The organism is Priestia megaterium (assembly GCF_041941685.1).
Taxonomy (GTDB): Bacteria; Bacillota; Bacilli; order Bacillales; family Bacillaceae_H; genus Priestia; species Priestia megaterium_C.
On the sequence record NZ_CP130958.1, the window covers coordinates 2,843,229 to 2,859,030 of the forward strand.

At 38.4% G+C, this 15,802-nt stretch carries 18 protein-coding genes and 1 other annotated feature; of the genes, 3 read left to right on the forward strand and 15 right to left on the reverse strand.

Annotated elements, in window-relative coordinates; genetic code table 11:
* Nucleotides 1-22: 22 nt before the first annotated feature.
* Nucleotides 23-267 (reverse strand) — a binding site (T-box leader).
* Between the two features lie 43 nt (nt 268-310).
* The 11 genes from Q5794_RS14700 to Q5794_RS14750 all read right to left on the reverse strand — a co-directional run bounded on the left by Q5794_RS14700 (nt 311) and on the right by Q5794_RS14750 (nt 8,398).
* The gene (locus tag Q5794_RS14700; protein ID WP_374988107.1) at nt 311-925 is read right to left on the reverse strand and encodes an AmiS/UreI family transporter; all 615 of its coding nucleotides are present in this window, start codon (nt 923-925) and stop codon (nt 311-313) included.
* 148 nt (nt 926-1,073) lie between these two features.
* Nucleotides 1,074-2,255 (reverse strand): NupC/NupG family nucleoside CNT transporter, encoded by a 1,182-nt coding sequence (locus Q5794_RS14705; RefSeq protein WP_209149954.1) that lies wholly within the window; start codon nt 2,253-2,255, stop codon nt 1,074-1,076.
* Nucleotides 2,256-2,274: 19 nt separating this feature from the next.
* Nucleotides 2,275-2,673: a cytidine deaminase gene (locus tag Q5794_RS14710; protein ID WP_374988108.1), complete on the reverse strand. Its 399-nt coding sequence runs from the start codon at nt 2,671-2,673 to the stop codon at nt 2,275-2,277.
* Nucleotides 2,674-2,732: 59 nt separating this feature from the next.
* Nucleotides 2,733-3,407, reverse strand: a complete 675-nt coding sequence (gene deoC, locus Q5794_RS14715) for a deoxyribose-phosphate aldolase (protein ID WP_214986678.1) — start codon at nt 3,405-3,407, stop codon at nt 2,733-2,735.
* A 21-nt stretch (nt 3,408-3,428) separates the two neighbouring features.
* Nucleotides 3,429-4,730, reverse strand: coding sequence for a pyrimidine-nucleoside phosphorylase (locus Q5794_RS14720; protein ID WP_016764541.1), 1,302 nt, complete (start codon nt 4,728-4,730; stop codon nt 3,429-3,431).
* Between the two features lie 182 nt (nt 4,731-4,912).
* Nucleotides 4,913-5,236 (reverse strand): hypothetical protein, encoded by a 324-nt coding sequence (locus Q5794_RS14725; protein WP_214986680.1) that lies wholly within the window; start codon nt 5,234-5,236, stop codon nt 4,913-4,915.
* Nucleotides 5,237-5,241: 5 nt separating this feature from the next.
* Nucleotides 5,242-6,186, reverse strand: a complete 945-nt coding sequence (locus tag Q5794_RS14730) for a sugar-binding transcriptional regulator (RefSeq protein ID WP_214986876.1) — start codon at nt 6,184-6,186, stop codon at nt 5,242-5,244.
* Between the two features lie 174 nt (nt 6,187-6,360).
* Nucleotides 6,361-6,687 carry a nucleoside triphosphate pyrophosphohydrolase gene (locus Q5794_RS14735; RefSeq protein WP_192993811.1) on the reverse strand — a complete coding sequence of 109 codons (327 nt, stop codon included), beginning with the start codon at nt 6,685-6,687 and terminating at the stop codon, nt 6,361-6,363.
* 34 nt (nt 6,688-6,721) lie between these two features.
* Nucleotides 6,722-7,462: a GH25 family lysozyme gene (locus Q5794_RS14740; protein ID WP_214986877.1), complete on the reverse strand. Its 741-nt coding sequence runs from the start codon at nt 7,460-7,462 to the stop codon at nt 6,722-6,724.
* A 129-nt stretch (nt 7,463-7,591) separates the two neighbouring features.
* On the reverse strand, nt 7,592-7,903 hold the full coding sequence (locus Q5794_RS14745; protein ID WP_074894653.1) for a hypothetical protein: 312 nt from the start codon (nt 7,901-7,903) through the stop codon (nt 7,592-7,594).
* A 306-nt stretch (nt 7,904-8,209) separates the two neighbouring features.
* On the reverse strand, nt 8,210-8,398 hold the full coding sequence (locus tag Q5794_RS14750) for a hypothetical protein (RefSeq protein ID WP_225049418.1): 189 nt from the start codon (nt 8,396-8,398) through the stop codon (nt 8,210-8,212).
* A 519-nt stretch (nt 8,399-8,917) separates the two neighbouring features.
* On the opposite strand from Q5794_RS14750, the gene plsY reads away from it, so the two are divergent.
* The gene (plsY, locus tag Q5794_RS14755) at nt 8,918-9,505 is read left to right on the forward strand and encodes a glycerol-3-phosphate 1-O-acyltransferase PlsY (RefSeq protein ID WP_214986686.1); all 588 of its coding nucleotides are present in this window, start codon (nt 8,918-8,920) and stop codon (nt 9,503-9,505) included.
* Between the two features lie 320 nt (nt 9,506-9,825).
* Entirely contained in the window at nt 9,826-10,698 is an 873-nt protein-coding gene (gene htpX / locus Q5794_RS14760; RefSeq protein WP_214986688.1) for a protease HtpX, read from the forward strand.
* Nucleotides 10,699-10,739: 41 nt separating this feature from the next.
* Here htpX and Q5794_RS14765 read toward each other — a convergent pair whose 3' ends face one another.
* Nucleotides 10,740-11,726, reverse strand: coding sequence for an MBL fold metallo-hydrolase (locus tag Q5794_RS14765; protein ID WP_374988109.1), 987 nt, complete (start codon nt 11,724-11,726; stop codon nt 10,740-10,742).
* Nucleotides 11,727-12,038: 312 nt separating this feature from the next.
* Between Q5794_RS14765 and Q5794_RS14770 the strand changes: the two genes are divergently transcribed.
* On the forward strand, nt 12,039-12,362 hold the full coding sequence (locus tag Q5794_RS14770; RefSeq protein ID WP_192993821.1) for a YnfA family protein: 324 nt from the start codon (nt 12,039-12,041) through the stop codon (nt 12,360-12,362).
* 82 nt (nt 12,363-12,444) lie between these two features.
* Here Q5794_RS14770 and Q5794_RS14775 read toward each other — a convergent pair whose 3' ends face one another.
* From Q5794_RS14775 to Q5794_RS14785, 3 genes are all read right to left on the reverse strand, one after another.
* Nucleotides 12,445-13,728: an ABC transporter substrate-binding protein gene (locus Q5794_RS14775; RefSeq protein ID WP_025751355.1), complete on the reverse strand. Its 1,284-nt coding sequence runs from the start codon at nt 13,726-13,728 to the stop codon at nt 12,445-12,447.
* A gap of 70 nt (nt 13,729-13,798) precedes the next feature.
* Nucleotides 13,799-14,626 carry a carbohydrate ABC transporter permease gene (locus tag Q5794_RS14780; RefSeq protein ID WP_013057493.1) on the reverse strand — a complete coding sequence of 276 codons (828 nt, stop codon included), beginning with the start codon at nt 14,624-14,626 and terminating at the stop codon, nt 13,799-13,801.
* Nucleotides 14,626-15,588 (reverse strand): carbohydrate ABC transporter permease, encoded by a 963-nt coding sequence (locus Q5794_RS14785; RefSeq protein ID WP_013057494.1) that lies wholly within the window; start codon nt 15,586-15,588, stop codon nt 14,626-14,628. The genes Q5794_RS14780 and Q5794_RS14785 overlap by 1 nt, the downstream gene beginning before the upstream one ends.
* Nucleotides 15,589-15,802 lie beyond the last annotated feature (214 nt).

Consider the following 15,802-nt stretch of genomic DNA (forward strand, 5'->3'; position numbering starts at 1 on the left):
ATCCCACCCCCAAGACATCTGTCTTAGGGGCGAGATCATTAATCGCGGTGCCACCCTAGTTTGTTCATATGTCGCCATATAAACCTTATCGAGTACGGCTTTTGCTTATACTCTAGCTCTGTAACGGAAGCAGCCGTCGCACTATCACATTAGATCCAATGCGCTGCTCAGAGGCTTGTTTCAACAGCGTTTCTCTTGCTCCTTTTCAGCTTCCGGAGCTCTCTGCTAAGAATACGCGCTGCCTACTTTTCTCTTCACGGCATTTAATTTCTAACATCTTACCATTATTATCTATTTTTTTGTAAATACTTTATTTTAAAATCATTTTTTGCGGCTGAGAAAAGAATAGTCGATATCCTAGATATACAAAATAAATGATGGAAGCTACCAGCACGATTCCCCACATATTGTACATATCCTTATTTCCCCATACGCCTGTTAGTGAAAACAGCGCTGGAATCGTTAACGTCACCCACGACTGGACAATCGCCACTTTCCCCACATATGCAGATACATCTTTTTTGCTCGTATTAAGCACGTAAAATAAAAACCATAAAAACGACCAAAGAATCCATGTAATGGCGTTCACTACGTCATGATAGTGAACAAGAGAAGCCGTAACGTACACTAAAGCAATAATCGATACCCAAAGTGAGTAATAGCCAAGCCCTGTTCCCTGCATTCCTTTTAATACCGTCACGCCTACATATAAATACGTAAGGCCAAATAAAAAAATCGCCGTTCTTTCATACAAAATCCAGTTGCTTTGATCTGACGTAATAATTAAATAAAACGGAACAATAACTTGAAAAGCTCCAACAAATAAGTTAAATACGCCTACGTTTTTTTCATCTGCTTTTCCAAGCAGCATGAGTCCGTTTAAAAATAAAGCTGCACCTGACAGCAACAGTCCAATTTGATCCATTTTTCAGTAAGAAAAGCCCCCAGCTTTTCTTGTCCTCCTCTGCGTCGATGTTTTTCTTTAGGATGTGCGGAGTTGCGGTTTACATGTAAAAAAGAAAAAGCAATTCCTTTTGAAAAGGAAACTGCTTTTCTTTCTGTTTCTATTACACTTATAAAATGAAGCTGACAACAATTGCTGACAGTATGCTTACAAGCGTAGCTCCGTACAGTAAACGAAGACCAAAGCGCGCTACTGTATTTCCTTGCTTTTCGCTTAAGCCTTTAACAGCTCCTGACACGATTCCAATTGATGAGAAGTTAGCAAATGATACTAAGAATACGGATACAATTCCAAGCGTTTTAGCACTGAATGTTGAAGCCATATCCGACAGGCTCATCATTGCCACAAATTCATTTGTTACAAGTTTTGTTGCCATAATTCCGCCCGCTGCCACAACTTCTGAAGCAGGAACACCCATGATGAATGCAAACGGCGCAAACACATAGCCAAGCAGATGCTGGAACGACAGACCAAATAACATTTCAAACACGTTATCAATCGCAGCCATAAGCGCAACGAAACCAATCAGCATCGCACCTACGATAATCGCTACTTTAAATCCATCCATAATATATTCGCCAAGCATTTCGAAGAACGTTTGCTTATGACCTGTTTGTACTTCTAAAATATCTTCTTGATCCGTTACTGTGTAAGGGTTAATGATAGAAGAAATAATAAATCCGCCAAATAAGTTAATGACAATTGCTGTTACTACGTATTTTGGTTCAATCATTGTCATATAAGCACCGACAATTGACATTGAAACAGTCGACATAGCTGATGCACAAAGCGTATATAAACGGTTTGGCGGCAGTTTGTCTAGTTGCTTTTTAACAGTAATAAATACTTCTGACTGACCTACAATCGCAGAAGCTACTGCGTTATAAGACTCTAATTTTCCCATTCCGTTAATCTTGCTGAGAACTAAACCAATCCATTTCATAATGAAAGGAAGAATTTTAAAGTGCTGTAAAATCCCAATCAAGACAGAGATAAAAACGATAGGAAGCAGCACGTTTAAGAAAAACGGCATTGATCCTTTATTCGCGATTCCGCCAAATACGAACTCTACGCCTTCATTTGCATATGAAAGCAGCTTTCCAAAAACGCTGGCAATCGCATTGATAATAATCAAGCCAAACTTTGTATTAAGAAGTAAAGCTGATAAAAGAACTTGAATCACAACCATAATAACGATTGGTTTATATTTGATTTCTTTACGGTTATTACTTGCAAGATACGCTAATCCAAAGACAACGAGTAACCCTAAGATGCCAATTAAATATTTCATAGTATCCTCCACTGCTTACTTAATTTTGTAAGTCTTTTGATGAAAAATAGCCCGGTAAGATTTCGTTGATGTTGGTAATCATAAAATCTCCTTTTAGGTTTGCTAAGATAATTTGTGTGTGATCATCACAGAACTCAGCTAATACTTGTCTGCATGCGCCGCAAGGAGAAATTGGTCCGTCCGTATCTCCTACAACTGCAATAGCTGAAAACTGCTTGTCCCCTTCTGAAACAGCTTTAAAGATTGCTGTTCGCTCAGCGCAGTTCGCCAATCCATAGGAAGCGTTTTCAATATTGCATCCACGATAAATCTTCCCATCGGTTGTTAAAAGAGCTGCACCAACATGGAAATGAGAATATGGTACATGTGCTTGTTTACTTGCTGCGATTGCTTCATCTATTAATTGTTTTGGCTCCACAGTCATCATCCTTTGCTTAGTTTACAGCAGGTTAGTTAGTACTAACCTGCTGTCATTTATTAATAATCAGAGTTGCTTAATTGACCTTTTGCAATTGATACGCCAGAGCTTGCACCAATACGTGTTGCACCAGCTTCAATCATTGCTTTTGCATCTTCTAAGCCCCGAACTCCTCCAGAAGCTTTTACACCTACATCTGGTCCAACCGTTTTTCTCATAAGCGCTACGTCTTCTACCGTTGCGCCTCCTGTAGAGAAGCCCGTTGAAGTTTTAACAAAATCAGCTCCAGCTTTTACAGCTAGCTCAGAAACTTTTGCTTTTTCTTCGTCTGTTAAAAGAGCTGTTTCAATAATTACTTTTACTAGCGCTTTGCTTTTTGCAGCATCTACTACTGCTTGAATATCGCTTTGCACTAAGTCATAGTTTTTATCTTTTAACGCGCCGATGTTGATTACCATATCTACTTCATCTGCACCATTTTCGATTGCATTTGTTGTTTCGAATGCTTTTACTGCTGAAGTAGTAGCTCCAAGAGGGAAACCGATTACCGTACATACCTTCACTTCTGGAGCATCTTTTAATAACTCAGCTGCTTTTTTTACCCACGTTGGATTTACACAAACCGAAGCGAATGAATATTCTTTTGCTTCTTGTGCTAAAACCGTAATTTGCTCTTCTGTTGCATCTGCTTTTAATAATGTATGATCAATAATACCCGTAATGTTTTGACTCATTTTGTTCTTCCTCTCTCTTTCTTAATGAATTTCTTTATAAATTAACGTTGGAGCTTCCACTTTTTCAGCGACTGTGCTGTAAGAATCATAAACGATATCCATTACTTCCTGTACATCTTCGCTGTTGCTGTGGATTGTAACAAGAGAGTCACCTTTTTTCACTTGGTCGCCAACTTTTTTATTAAGCATGATACCAACTGCTAAGTCGATTTCAGATTCTTTTGTTGCACGTCCTGCACCTAGCTTCATTGCTGCTACGCCGATTTTTTCTGCAACGATTTCTGAAATGTAGCCATCTTCTTTTGCTGGCACTTCAATTTTGTGCGCTGCATCCGGTAATTTAGACGGATCGTCTGCAACAGAAGCGTCTCCGCCTTGTGCGCTTAAGAATGTTTTAAATGATTCTAATGCTTTTCCGTTTTTAATTACTTCTTGAAGCATTGCACGCGCTTCATCTAAGCTGCTTGCTTTTTCAGCAAGTACAACCATGTGACTTCCTAATGTTAAGCAAAGCTCTGTTAAATCTTCAGGACCTTCGCCTTTTAACGTGTCGATAGCTTCTTTCACTTCAAGCGCATTACCAACCGCAAATCCTAGAGGCTGGCTCATATCTGAGATGATTGCTTTTGTGTTTCGGCCTACGCCTTTTCCGATTTCAACCATTGCTTTTGCTAATTCTTCAGCGTCTTCAAGCTTTTTCATAAATGCGCCGTTCCCCGTTTTTACATCCAAGCAAATGGCATCTGCTCCAGCTGCAATTTTCTTACTCATAATCGAGCTTGCAATTAACGGAATCGAATCAACCGTTGCTGTTACATCACGAAGTGCATAAAGTTTTTTATCTGCCGGCGTTAAGTCTCCGCTTTGACCGATAACGGCAATTTTATTTGTATTTACTAAACGAATGAATTCTTCGTTTGTAATTTCAACGTGGAATCCAGGCACTGCTTCAAGTTTATCAATCGTACCGCCAGTGTGTCCTAAGCCGCGACCAGACATTTTGGCAACCGGTACATCAACCGCAGCTACTAAAGGTCCTAATACAAGTGTTGTTGTATCACCTACGCCGCCTGTGCTGTGTTTGTCTACTTTAATACCTTCAATTTTTGATAAGTCGATTTGATCGCCTGATTCAACCATTGCTTGCGTTAAATTTACGCGTTCTTCCTGAGTCATTCCTTGAAAGTAAATTGCCATCGCAAATGCCGATAGCTGATAATCAGGTAAATCCCCTTTTGTATAACCTTCGATAATAAAATCGATTTCAGCTTTATTTAATTCATGTCCATTACGTTTTTTTTCAATTAAGTCAACCATTCTCATGACGTTTTCCCCCTAAAAGTATCTGCATATTGTGCATCCACTAAAACGTTTTCAACAACTTACACCCTTACTATATAATAGCTTTGAACAATTGTAAACAGATATATTTACATTTGTTCAAAAATATTTATAGCCGCTGTTTTAGTGAATAAAAAAAGACTTCCGCACTCGGAAGTCTTCCCTTATTTTTCAGCTTTTATCACAAATGACAACATGATTCGGTACTTATTCTTTACCTTTTTATAAGGAATTAATACATATGGCTGATCAGGCGGCGTAAACCGTCCAATTCCTTTTTGATTAGCATCCGGAGAGAAATACATTCTTCCCCACCCTTTAATGATATAGCCTGTGGTTCCTTTGGCAATCACTCCGTCCTTTGAAACGTCTGTTTGAAAAAGATACCGGTTTCGCTGTGCCTGCAGAGATGACGCCGAATAAGATACAATATCTTCTACTATTTTAATCCGATGAAGCTTTTGCTCTTGAAAAAACAGCGTCTTCATCTCCTTTACTCTTGTTTATCTAACAAAAAGCGCGCCGTGAACTGATCAGTAACGAGCACATTTGCAAATTTCCCTTGCAGCGCTCCGTAAATGCTGTCAATTTTCTGATCCCCGCCGGCTACTAAAATGGCGTACTCTTTCTTCTTTAGTTCTTCCAAATCAAGTCCAAGCGTCCGTTCATCCAGGCTTTCATTGCAAATTTGTCCATCTTTATCAAAAAAACGTGAACAAATGTCTCCCACTGCTCGGGAGGAAATCATCTCTACATCTCGTTCGGAAAAGTAGCCAAGCTGAAAAAGCAGCGAATCCGTTTTAATGGGTCCCGTAGTAAAGACGGCAATATTGGCTTGTTTGCCTAAATCTAAAATACGCTTAATATGACGATCCGTTTCCATTGCTTTTTTGACTACCACGTGATCGACAATTACAGGCAAAGGAAGATGCATAGGAGGCGTATTGTATGCCTTTCCAAATAAGTACATAATTTCAGAAGCATACGTGCTCGTTTCCGAATGGCTTACTCCGCCTTTTAACTGCACAACCTGCACATCATTCACATACTTTTGTTTTAAATCGATGGCCACTTGATAAAGAGTTGTTCCCCACGTCACCCCAATAATGTCTCCGTCTTTTACGATGTCATAGAGATAGTCAGCTGCTGCCACGCCTAGATGACTTTTAATAATGTGATTTTCATATTGAGGCACCGGTGTGACGATTGCTTTTTTTAAATTGAATTTTTGTTCAAGCTGAGAAGACAATTTTTCACTATTGATAGATGAATCCACAATTTTAATTTGAACAATGCCTTCTTCTTTTGCTGTCTGCAGCAATCGAGAAACCGTAGGCCTTGATACACCAAGCTTTTTTGCAATTTCACTTTGATTATAATCAAGAATATAATACATCCTTGCCGCTTCAATCACCTTATTAAATTTCTCTTGATCCATCTCCATCGACTTGTTCTCCCTTACCTCATGAATTTCTTATCCCAATTTTACCAAACTTATGTCTTTAGTTTACTTGGTGAGTGAACAAAATTTCAAGAGGGGATTTTATAACGGAGATGAAAAGAGAAATACTAAGGCGTGATGGTGACCAATTTAAGCTAAAAAACCACCGAGTTATACATCCTCTGTTTCCACTAAATAAACCCGATCATCAAACTTCCCGCGCTCCTTGGCCTTCTCCTCACGCACTTTCTCAAGTTGTTCTGGCGTGGACCCGTGCACAGCTGCTAGCGCGTGCATAACTTCTAGTAAATCCGCGAGCTCTTCAATAGCTTCTTGATGCGTTTGGGCTTCTATGTACTCTTGAAGCTCTTCTTTTGCCTTTTTCGTCAGCTCATCTTGATATTCCTCTCGCTGGAGCACGCGTGATTTGAAGGTTTTTCCGCTTTGTTCAATAATCGTGGGAATTTTATCTCGCACTAGCTTGTTATAAGTAGGCATTATTTCCCCCTCCATCTCTTACCTTTATAGTAAACTAGTATCTTTCAAATTCTGCTTTGTTTCCGTTAAACACATTTAAATCAATAAACGTTTCTTTACCTTTATAGCCGCTTAACCGCCCTTTGTCCGTATACTGCCAAAACGCCCATTCTTTCTGTTCTTCAAGAGTAGGCTTTTTCACAACGTCGCGAATCCAAATATCACACTCGGGATATCTGTTTTTAATATACAAGTCATACGCTTTAGGCGTCGTATAAAGAGTGACGCGCTTGTCATAATGAGATTTAAGACGTTTAATCATGCTAGAAAGCTCCTTGTATACATGTTTCTGAGAAGGAAGGTTTTGTTTTTTATCTCCGTAAAATTCTACATCAATCACTGGAGGCAAATCGTTATTTTTAAGAGAGACCGCTTTGATAAAATTAGCCGCTTGTGTGGAACCTTTGCTATCGTAGCTAAAAAAGTGATAAGCTCCGATCCGCATGTTTTTCCGATTTGCTTGTTCCCAGTTTTGTTTAAATAAAGGATCTTGAAATGAACTTCCTTCCGTTGCTTTGATAAAAGCAAACTGAATATCTTGTTTACTCAGCACGCTCCAATCAATCTCCCCTTGATAAGAAGATACGTCTACGCCTTTTACATCATAGCGGTTGGCACTTATCGCATTAGGAATTACCCATCCTTTACTCCATAGTAAAAATATAAAGCTTACAAGAGCGACTAATGTGAGTCCTGCTGTAAAAATTCTTTTGTTTTTTTGATTGGCTTTGTCTATTATGTTTACCCCCTTTTTTAGAAAATACTTCTAATATTCTAACATAAAAAGGATTTTCCAAAACAATATAGCCTCCAAGTCTGTGGTAGTAAATACAAAAAACCACCTAAAAATCAGGCGGCTTTTCTTTTATGCTGCGTCTTCAGATAGCTCGTTATCTTTGGCTGCTTCTATCAGTAAGAAAATAGCCGTTAAGATATGCATGATCATGCCGACAATTGGAATCCACGCAATAGCAGAACAGACAATTCCCATGATATGCCCTGTCCGAACTTTGTTTGTTTTAATCGCAAATACTAAACCTACGACGTGCAATGCGAGCATTAGAATAAGCGGCGTGTAGGCTAGGCTTATAACCAAGGTGCCGCCTAGGAGGGGAATCCCCCAAAGAGCCTCTAATCCTCCGCTGACCCATTTCAATATACGACTTGTTTTCCCCAATGTATCCTCCCCCTTTGTCTTCAATGTATGCACAGAGGTTTTGTTTCTGAACGTTTGTATATGAAAAAAGCGGCAAAAATACGTGTACTAAAAATAAATCGATAGTCCCGTATAAAGATAAGTTTTTATATGGGACTAGTGTAATAGTGGAAAATGAATGAGAGGAAAAGGCGTTGTTTTAAATGTAATAACGAGGAGCTCTTCGTAAAGAGAGCGAATTAGATATAAACAAAAAAGCCGAACTGAAAATTTAAGCTCGGCTTTTTCTTATATGATAAATAGAATTATTGTAAAATGTTTTTTGTATTAGTGTTCTCGACTCTTCTCAAATTTTTCAACAGCTTCAAAATCAAGCTCGGCTGATATCCAATCGCCTTTTTCCGGGAATTCTAGATTGCGCACGACTATTTTATTCGGCACCTTTTTTTCTAAAATTTTCGCCTGGCAGTTTTTGTACATAACTACTTCTCGTTCTTTGATATCTGTCCACAACAAGTGCAGAACCCCTTTCAACTTTAAGAAGTTAATATTTCGAAACACCGTTTTACATTTTATTATATTTCTTTTGATTTGTTAATTCTTTTATCTTATTTTCATAAAAAATGCTGGGAACACTTTTTTCGTAATACAATATACCCAAAATATCTTTTAATGTTTAAATATTTATGTTATATTTTTAAAATTGCACTACGAGTTTTTCGATTTTTGTGAAAAGAAAGCGGAACTGCTTATTTGCAAAAAACTTCGCTGCTTTTGTAGAAAGTTTTTTATTTTTGCCTTTTCTCTTTTTTACATATTTATAATAGACATATTAATCTATACTAATACGTAGCAAGGCTTGAAAGTTTCGAAACATCTTAACATACTAAAAGTTATTGGATTGGCCCACTAAAAATCCAATTGAATTTATAGAACCTCCGTCGAAAAAACGAGAAACCTTTAGTCACATAAAAGTCTGCTTTTACCGCATTTATATTTTAATAAATAATAACAACACAATTTGAGGTGCCAACGATGAACGTATTAACAAACGCTATAATTATCTTATTAGCTTATTTAATTGGATCAATTCCTTTTGCTTTAGTGATTGGAAAGGGCTTTTACAAAACCGATGTTCGCAAGCACGGAAGCGGTAACTTAGGAGCCACTAATACCTTTCGCACTTTAGGAAAGAAAGCAGGTATTATAGTATTGATCGGCGATATAGCAAAAGGTTCGCTAGCTGTCTGTTTACCGCTTATGATGAATAGTCACTTGCATATGCTTGTCCCTGGATTTATCGCTATTCTTGGACATAGCTATCCGATTTTCGCAAAATTTAAAGGAGGAAAATCTGTAGCGACTGCCGCTGGTGTATTCCTTGCATTTTCACCGTTAGCTTTCATTCTAGGGATTCTTGCTTTTTTAATTTCTCTCAAAATTTCTAAATACGTATCCTTATCTTCACCTATTGGCGCAGTGGTTGCCTTTTTAACATCAATTTATGTAGGCGATGTAGTATTAATGGTATTTGCAGCCGTTATTTTTGTTTTCATTACGTGGAAGCATATAAAAAACTTCAAGCGCATTAAGTTAGGTACAGAACCAAAGGTTAATTTTTAAACGAAATAAAGTTATTTACTATTAATCTTTAAATATTTTTACCAAAAAGGTGTTCATAATTTGAACACCTTTTTTTATTATTTTAGTACGTCTCGTCCGAAGATAGACGTAAATTATAAAATTTCTTTTAACAAACGCTCTTGGTTATAGAGTGAATCATACATTCCGCTACTTCTTGTATCTCATTTTGTAATTTGATATTTACTATTTAATAACTTAGCATAATAACCTTTTTAATAACTTTCAATAAATAAATGAAACCTTTTCTCTCCTCCAGCCGTATACCTATCATGCACGTATCAGTTAAAGGAGGAAGACTTGTGCTAAAACGAATTTCACTGTTTATTTTCGTTAATATTTTAGTATTAATTACAATCACAACGATTACATCTTTATTAGGTGTTCAAAGCTATATGGGAAGCAGCGGTTACGGCGGCCTGCTGGCATTTAGCGTAATTGCCGGATTCAGCGGCGCGATTATTTCTCTTATGATGTCCCGCGTAATGGCAAAGTGGATGATGGGTGTTCAAGTTATTGATGAACGTTCTCCTCAAGATGAATACGAACGATTTGTTCTAGAAGAAACGCACCGACTTGCATCTGTTGCAGGATTAAGAAAAATGCCTCAGGTCGGAATTTATCATTCAGCGGAAGTTAACGCTTTTGCAACAGGGCCAAGTAAAAGACGCTCACTTGTTGCTGTTTCAAGCGGAATGCTTGAACGAATGGACCGCGATGCAATCAGCGGCGTTATCGCTCACGAAATAGCGCATATTAAAAGCGGTGATATGGTCACAACTACGCTTCTGCAAGGAGTATTAAATACATTCGTTATTTTCTTCTCTCGTTTAGTAGCCAAAGCGGTGTCAAACTTTGTGCGAGAAGAGTTTGCGATGGTTGTTTATTTCCTTACATCGATTGTATTTGAGATTCTCTTTAGTATCTTAAGCAGTCCGATTATTTTCTGGCATTCAAGAAGACGTGAATTCAAAGCCGATGAGCTTGCCGCTAAACTCGGAGGTAAAGAAAAAATGATTTATGCGTTAGAATCGCTTCGTCATACTACTTCATTAGTAGATGACCGTCAAAAATCCATTGCTGCTTTTAAAATTAGTGGCAAAGAAAAGTTCTCACGCTTATTTTCTACTCACCCGCCGCTTGAAAAACGCATTGAGCGCTTGCATTCACTATAAACATAAAAAACCAGCTTCCATAAAGAAGCTGGTTTTTTATGTTATGACTGAGGAGCAAGCACACGTGTAGCCTCCCACAGTAAGACGCCGTCTTCATTTTTTGTTAATTCAACGTAGCCTTCTTTCTCTAGATACGTAAGCTGGCCGTACACTTCTGAAAAAATAAAGTCAGGTGCTTTTTGATACATATCCGGGAAAAAAGCAGCGCTGACTTCAAGCGTTGTTTTCTTTCCTTCCCCCATCGCTTGTAACACGCGCAGCGCCCATTTATGCTGCTTTTGAATACGTTCCATAATTAAAGAATGAATGTCGCTAAGCGGTTCACCGTGACCGCTGTAAATCAAATCAATGTCGTAGTTCAACGTTTTTTCAAGAGACGCCAAGTAGTCCAATAGCGGGGTTGGCTTAGGATTTTGAATGGTTGGCTCTAAATATGGATTTGACGGTACTTTTGGCAAAATATGATCTCCGCCAAACGCGATCTTTTCTTTGCGATTGTAAAACATCAGCTGACTCAAGGAATGTCCCGGTGCTTCAATTACTTCCCACTCACTCGCATAGGGAAGTGTATCTCCTTCTTTTAAATACCCGGTTAGCTTTTGCCCTTTAGGTGAATATACTTGAATTGCAGCTGTTGCTTTACGAAGCCATTCTTCCATTACATCATCACTGACTCCAAACTCAATAAGGAAATTACGGTATAACTCATTATGCTGCTGAACAAACTCTTCATCTTGGTAAATCCAAGGCTCCACAAGCTTATGACCGTAAACCGGTATATCACTCGGCAGCCATTCTAAAAATCCAGTGTGATCCGGATGCTGATGAGTAAGAATAACTTGTTCAATGTCTGATACTTCACATCCTTCTTTACGAAGCGCCTCTTCAAAAACATTCCACGCTTCTTTGGTTTTCATCCCTGCATCAATTAACGTTAACTTGTCTGCTTTTAATAAAAACACATTCACTGGTCCAATTGGAAATGGTGTAGGCAGCTCAATGCGTATCACTTTATGATCTAAACTCATTTTACCAAACCCCTATATCTGCATTCTTTTTACGGCTTTATACTATTAAACGTTTCATTCTTTTATATAGTCCCTTCACTACTAACTTCTACCTTTTGTAAAAATGCGCTGAGCATCAATAATTGGATGACTCTTTGTACTCTTACAAACGTTTTATAATGAATTCATACTATTAATAGTTTAGCAGGTTTGAAGACAAATTGATAAAGGAATGCTTTCCAGTACACTTATTTAAAACGAACAAGTGGTTCATCAAACGAAAAAAGTAAGATAGAATAAAGAAACGAAATGATGATATAAGGAGTATAGTTTATGATTAAAGCGATTTTTCTTTTTATCTTAGCGGGTCTTGCTGAAATTGGCGGAGGCTATTTGATTTGGCAGTGGCTGCGCGAAGGAGCATCAAGCTGGTTAGGGCTGCTGGGCGGTATTGCTTTGGTGCTGTACGGCGTCATAGCAACGTGGCAGTCATTCCCGGACTTTGGGCGTGTATATGCAGCTTACGGCGGTATTTTTATTGTTTTAAGCTTGTTTTGGGCGTGGTGGGTTGATAAAAAAATGCCTGATACATATGATTGGATTGGCGGACTTGTGTGTCTAATTGGCGTAGCCATTATGCTTTGGCCGAGAAGTTAAGTGATAATGCAGAAAGCGGCAGAATACATAAATTCTGCCGCCTTTTATTTTTTATATAGATACAGTTATGTTGTCTTTTCTCTTACTTCAACTCAGCCCATCTTTTATCTAATGATTTTAACAGCTCATCTTCAGATGTTTGGCCGCCGATGTATTCTTGTACATCCGCTCCGAATTTTTGCGTGACGCCTTCAGGGAATTTTGTCCATTCCCAAGGAAGCGTTTTTTGATCCTTAGAATATTTAAGAAGTTCTTCACCTAAAGGTCCAATGTCTTTTGCTTCAATTGATTTAAAGGCTGGAATGTACTTGAAGTCTTCAACTAATGCTTTTTGGCCTTCTTTAGATGTGACCATCCAGTTTAAGAAATCTTTTGCTGCTTTTTTATCTGCCGCTGGTGCTTGTTTGTGAATAACCCAGTTGCTTGGAACGTCAATTGCAAGCTTGTCAGCTACAGCCGCATCGTCGCTTAACGGCATAGGTAGGATACCTACATCCATGTTTGGCGTAATTTTATCAAGCATTGGCTGAATCCAGTTCCCTTGCTGAATCATAGCCGCTTCACCATTCGCAAATTTCGTTACTTGCGTGTTGTAGTCCGTCGTTAATGGATTTTTGTTTCCGTATTTTACCGTTAAATCAAGCAGCTTTACATACTGTTTGAACTGCTCGTTTCCTGCGATTTTAGTACTGCCGTCATTTAACCCTTTAATAAATGCATCCGGATCTTTTTGACTGGCAAATGGAATATTTAAGCCGTGGTTTCCAAGCACCCACCACTCGCCGTAGCCGATAGAAAATGGCGTAATGCCGGCAGCTTTCAGCTTTTTAGCCGCTGCTTCTAATTCTGAATACGTTTTTGGAAGCTCTTTAATGCCTGCTTTTTTGAACAGTTTTTTGTTATATGTAAATCCATAGCCTTCAAGACTGATTGGCTGTCCATATACCTTACCGTCCATCGTCATTGGTGTAAGTGTGTTTTCATACGCGTCATCAATCCAAGGCTGATCCGATAAATCTTCTAATTTATTTTTCCACGTTTTTGCCTCTTGATATCCGCCGTTTGTGAAAAGATCAGGTGCATTACCCGACGCAAACTGTGCTTTTAAAGCAGCTGCGCCGTCAGCTCCTCCACCAACCGTTTGGATATTGAACTTTACATTTGGATGTTCTTTTGTATATTGATCAGTTAGAGCTTTTAGCTGATCTGCAATTTCTACTTTTCCTTGAAATACATCTACTACTACTTGATCTCCACCGCTTTTTTTATTCCCCGATGCGCTTTCGTTTGAACATGCGGTTGAAAATAAAAGCGTAGCCGATAAAACACCTGCCGCTAAAGGCCATTTTTTCATTTTAAATGCCATTTTCTGTTCCTCCCTATTTGCTGCTGGTTTTGACGCCTCAGCTTCAAAACCAGCCCTGTTGCCGCTGCTATTATTTAATTGAACCGCTTGTAATTCCTTTAACAATATGTTTTTGCATTGCAAAGAAGAAGATTAATAGCGGGATAATACTGATTACAAGTGCTGCTAGTGCTAAATCCCACTGCTTTGTATACTGACCAAAGAAGAAGAATGTCGCAAGCGGAATCGTTCTTAGTTCAGGATCTTGCAGAACAAGAGACGGAAGTAAGAAGTCATTCCAAATCCACAGGCTGTTTAAGATAACTACGGTTACTGTAATTGGCTTTAATAACGGGAATACAATTCTCCAGAATACTCCTAGACGTGAGCATCCGTCGATGATTGCCGCTTCTTCTAGCTCGACTGGAATTCCTTTAATAAATCCGTGGTATAAGAAAATCGTCATACCTGAACCGAACCCTAAGTACATGATCACGATACCCCAAATGCTGTTTAACAGATTTAAGTTTCCTGCTACTTTTACAAGCGGAATCATGATGGATTGAAACGGAATAACCATTGCCGCTACGAATGCCATAAAGATAATGCTGCTGATTTTTTTCTTTGTTCGAACCAGCATGTAAGCTGCCATTGAACAGAAGATTACTAGAACTGCGTTACTGATGACTGTAATGATTAGCGAGTTGCTAAGCACCTTTAAGTAATTCATTTGGTTGAATGCATTTACAAAGTTTTGAAACTGAATCGTTGTCGGCAGTGCCGATGTGTTTGATAAAATTTCTGCAAATGACTTCAACGAGTTTGAAAGTACGTAATAAAATGGTACCAAGAACACCAGTCCAAGCAGGACCGCTAAAATTTCAACAATAAAGGTTTTGCTCGTATATTTGTTTCCCATCACGATTCAACCTCCTTCTTCTTGGTGTATGTTACTTGAATAATTGTAATCGCTGCTACGACGATGAAGAAAATTAAGGCTTTTGCTTCACCTAGACCGTATCTGTTATTAACAAATGCTTCTGTATAAATGTTAAGCGCTAACATTTCTGTTGATTTAAATGGTCCCCCGTTTGTTAATGATAAGTTGACATCAAATACTTTGAATGACCATGAAATTGTTAAGAATAAACAAACCGTTACTGCCGGTGCTACCATTGGAATTGTAATGTGACGAAGAATTTGCCATCTGCTTGCTCCGTCAATTTTTGCTGCTTCAATCAGCTCTTGCGGTACGTTTTGAAGTGCTGCTGTGTAAATAAGCATGATATAGCCTGCTCCTTGCCATACACTTACAATCACGATGCCCCAAAATGCTGTTTTTGCGTCTCCCAACCAAGGAAGTTCAAAAAGCGAAATTCCCGTAATTTGTCCGATAGATGCAAATCCTTTTACAAAAATGAACTGCCATACAAATCCTAGTAAAAGTCCGCCAATTAAATTCGGCATAAAGAAAACTGTACGTAAAATGTTTCGTGTTTTTAACATTTGAGTAACCAGAATCGCTAATACGAATCCGACCACATTCGTTAAGATAATCGCAACGACCGTGTATTTCGTTGTAATCCAAAACGATTGCTGAAACTGCTTATCTTCAGTGAATAAGTACTTAAAGTTATCAAGTCCCACCCAGTTAATCGTACCATTTACTCCGTTCCAGTCTGTAAATGAATAATAAATCCCTGTAAAAAATGGTATAAGTACAATCACACAAAATGCTAATAGTGCGGGTCCTACAAATAGTGCAAATAAACCTACATTTTTTAAATTTTTACGTTTTTTCGTATTAATGGATGGTTCTCTTTTAAGTTCTTGCTCTAAAGGAACATATTCCGTCTCCTGTAATTTACTTTGGCTATTCATCTTACTAGCACCTCCCTATGTCTTATTTTAGCGAAATCCGCTATTTATGAAACCGCTTTAATTGACGAGTAGGGTGTAAAATATTGACCTTTGTGCAACATTTTCTCCCCTGTGCACATTTTACATACTTTTCTAAAGCATGAAAGAAATAAAAGAAAAAGCTAGAAGTGGACCACGTATCTTCTTATCTTATACACTAGAAAAAAGATGTAGT

What these genes read in the sequence shown, in the direction of transcription:
- Q5794_RS14705 (WP_209149954.1), bottom strand. Translation starts at nt 2,255, where the DNA reads ATGAAATATTTAATTGGCATCTTAGGGTTACTCGTTGTCTTTGGATTA.
- Q5794_RS14770 (WP_192993821.1), top strand. Translation starts at nt 12,039, where the DNA reads ATGATTAAAGCGATTTTTCTTTTTATCTTAGCGGGTCTTGCTGAAATT.
- Q5794_RS14730 (WP_214986876.1), bottom strand. Translation starts at nt 6,186, where the DNA reads ATGGATCAAGAGAAATTTAATAAGGTGATTGAAGCGGCAAGGATGTAT.
- deoC (WP_214986678.1), bottom strand. Translation starts at nt 3,407, where the DNA reads ATGAGTCAAAACATTACGGGTATTATTGATCATACATTATTAAAAGCA.
- Q5794_RS14725 (WP_214986680.1), bottom strand. Translation starts at nt 5,236, where the DNA reads ATGAAGACGCTGTTTTTTCAAGAGCAAAAGCTTCATCGGATTAAAATA.
- Q5794_RS14700 (WP_374988107.1), bottom strand. Translation starts at nt 925, where the DNA reads ATGGATCAAATTGGACTGTTGCTGTCAGGTGCAGCTTTATTTTTAAAC.
- Q5794_RS14765 (WP_374988109.1), bottom strand. Translation starts at nt 11,726, where the DNA reads ATGAGTTTAGATCATAAAGTGATACGCATTGAGCTGCCTACACCATTT.
- Q5794_RS14785 (WP_013057494.1), bottom strand. Translation starts at nt 15,588, where the DNA reads ATGAATAGCCAAAGTAAATTACAGGAGACGGAATATGTTCCTTTAGAG.
- Q5794_RS14775 (WP_025751355.1), bottom strand. Translation starts at nt 13,728, where the DNA reads ATGGCATTTAAAATGAAAAAATGGCCTTTAGCGGCAGGTGTTTTATCG.
- Q5794_RS14780 (WP_013057493.1), bottom strand. Translation starts at nt 14,626, where the DNA reads ATGGGAAACAAATATACGAGCAAAACCTTTATTGTTGAAATTTTAGCG.
- Q5794_RS14720 (WP_016764541.1), bottom strand. Translation starts at nt 4,730, where the DNA reads ATGAGAATGGTTGACTTAATTGAAAAAAAACGTAATGGACATGAATTA.
- Q5794_RS14735 (WP_192993811.1), bottom strand. Translation starts at nt 6,687, where the DNA reads ATGCCTACTTATAACAAGCTAGTGCGAGATAAAATTCCCACGATTATT.
- plsY (WP_214986686.1), top strand. Translation starts at nt 8,918, where the DNA reads ATGAACGTATTAACAAACGCTATAATTATCTTATTAGCTTATTTAATT.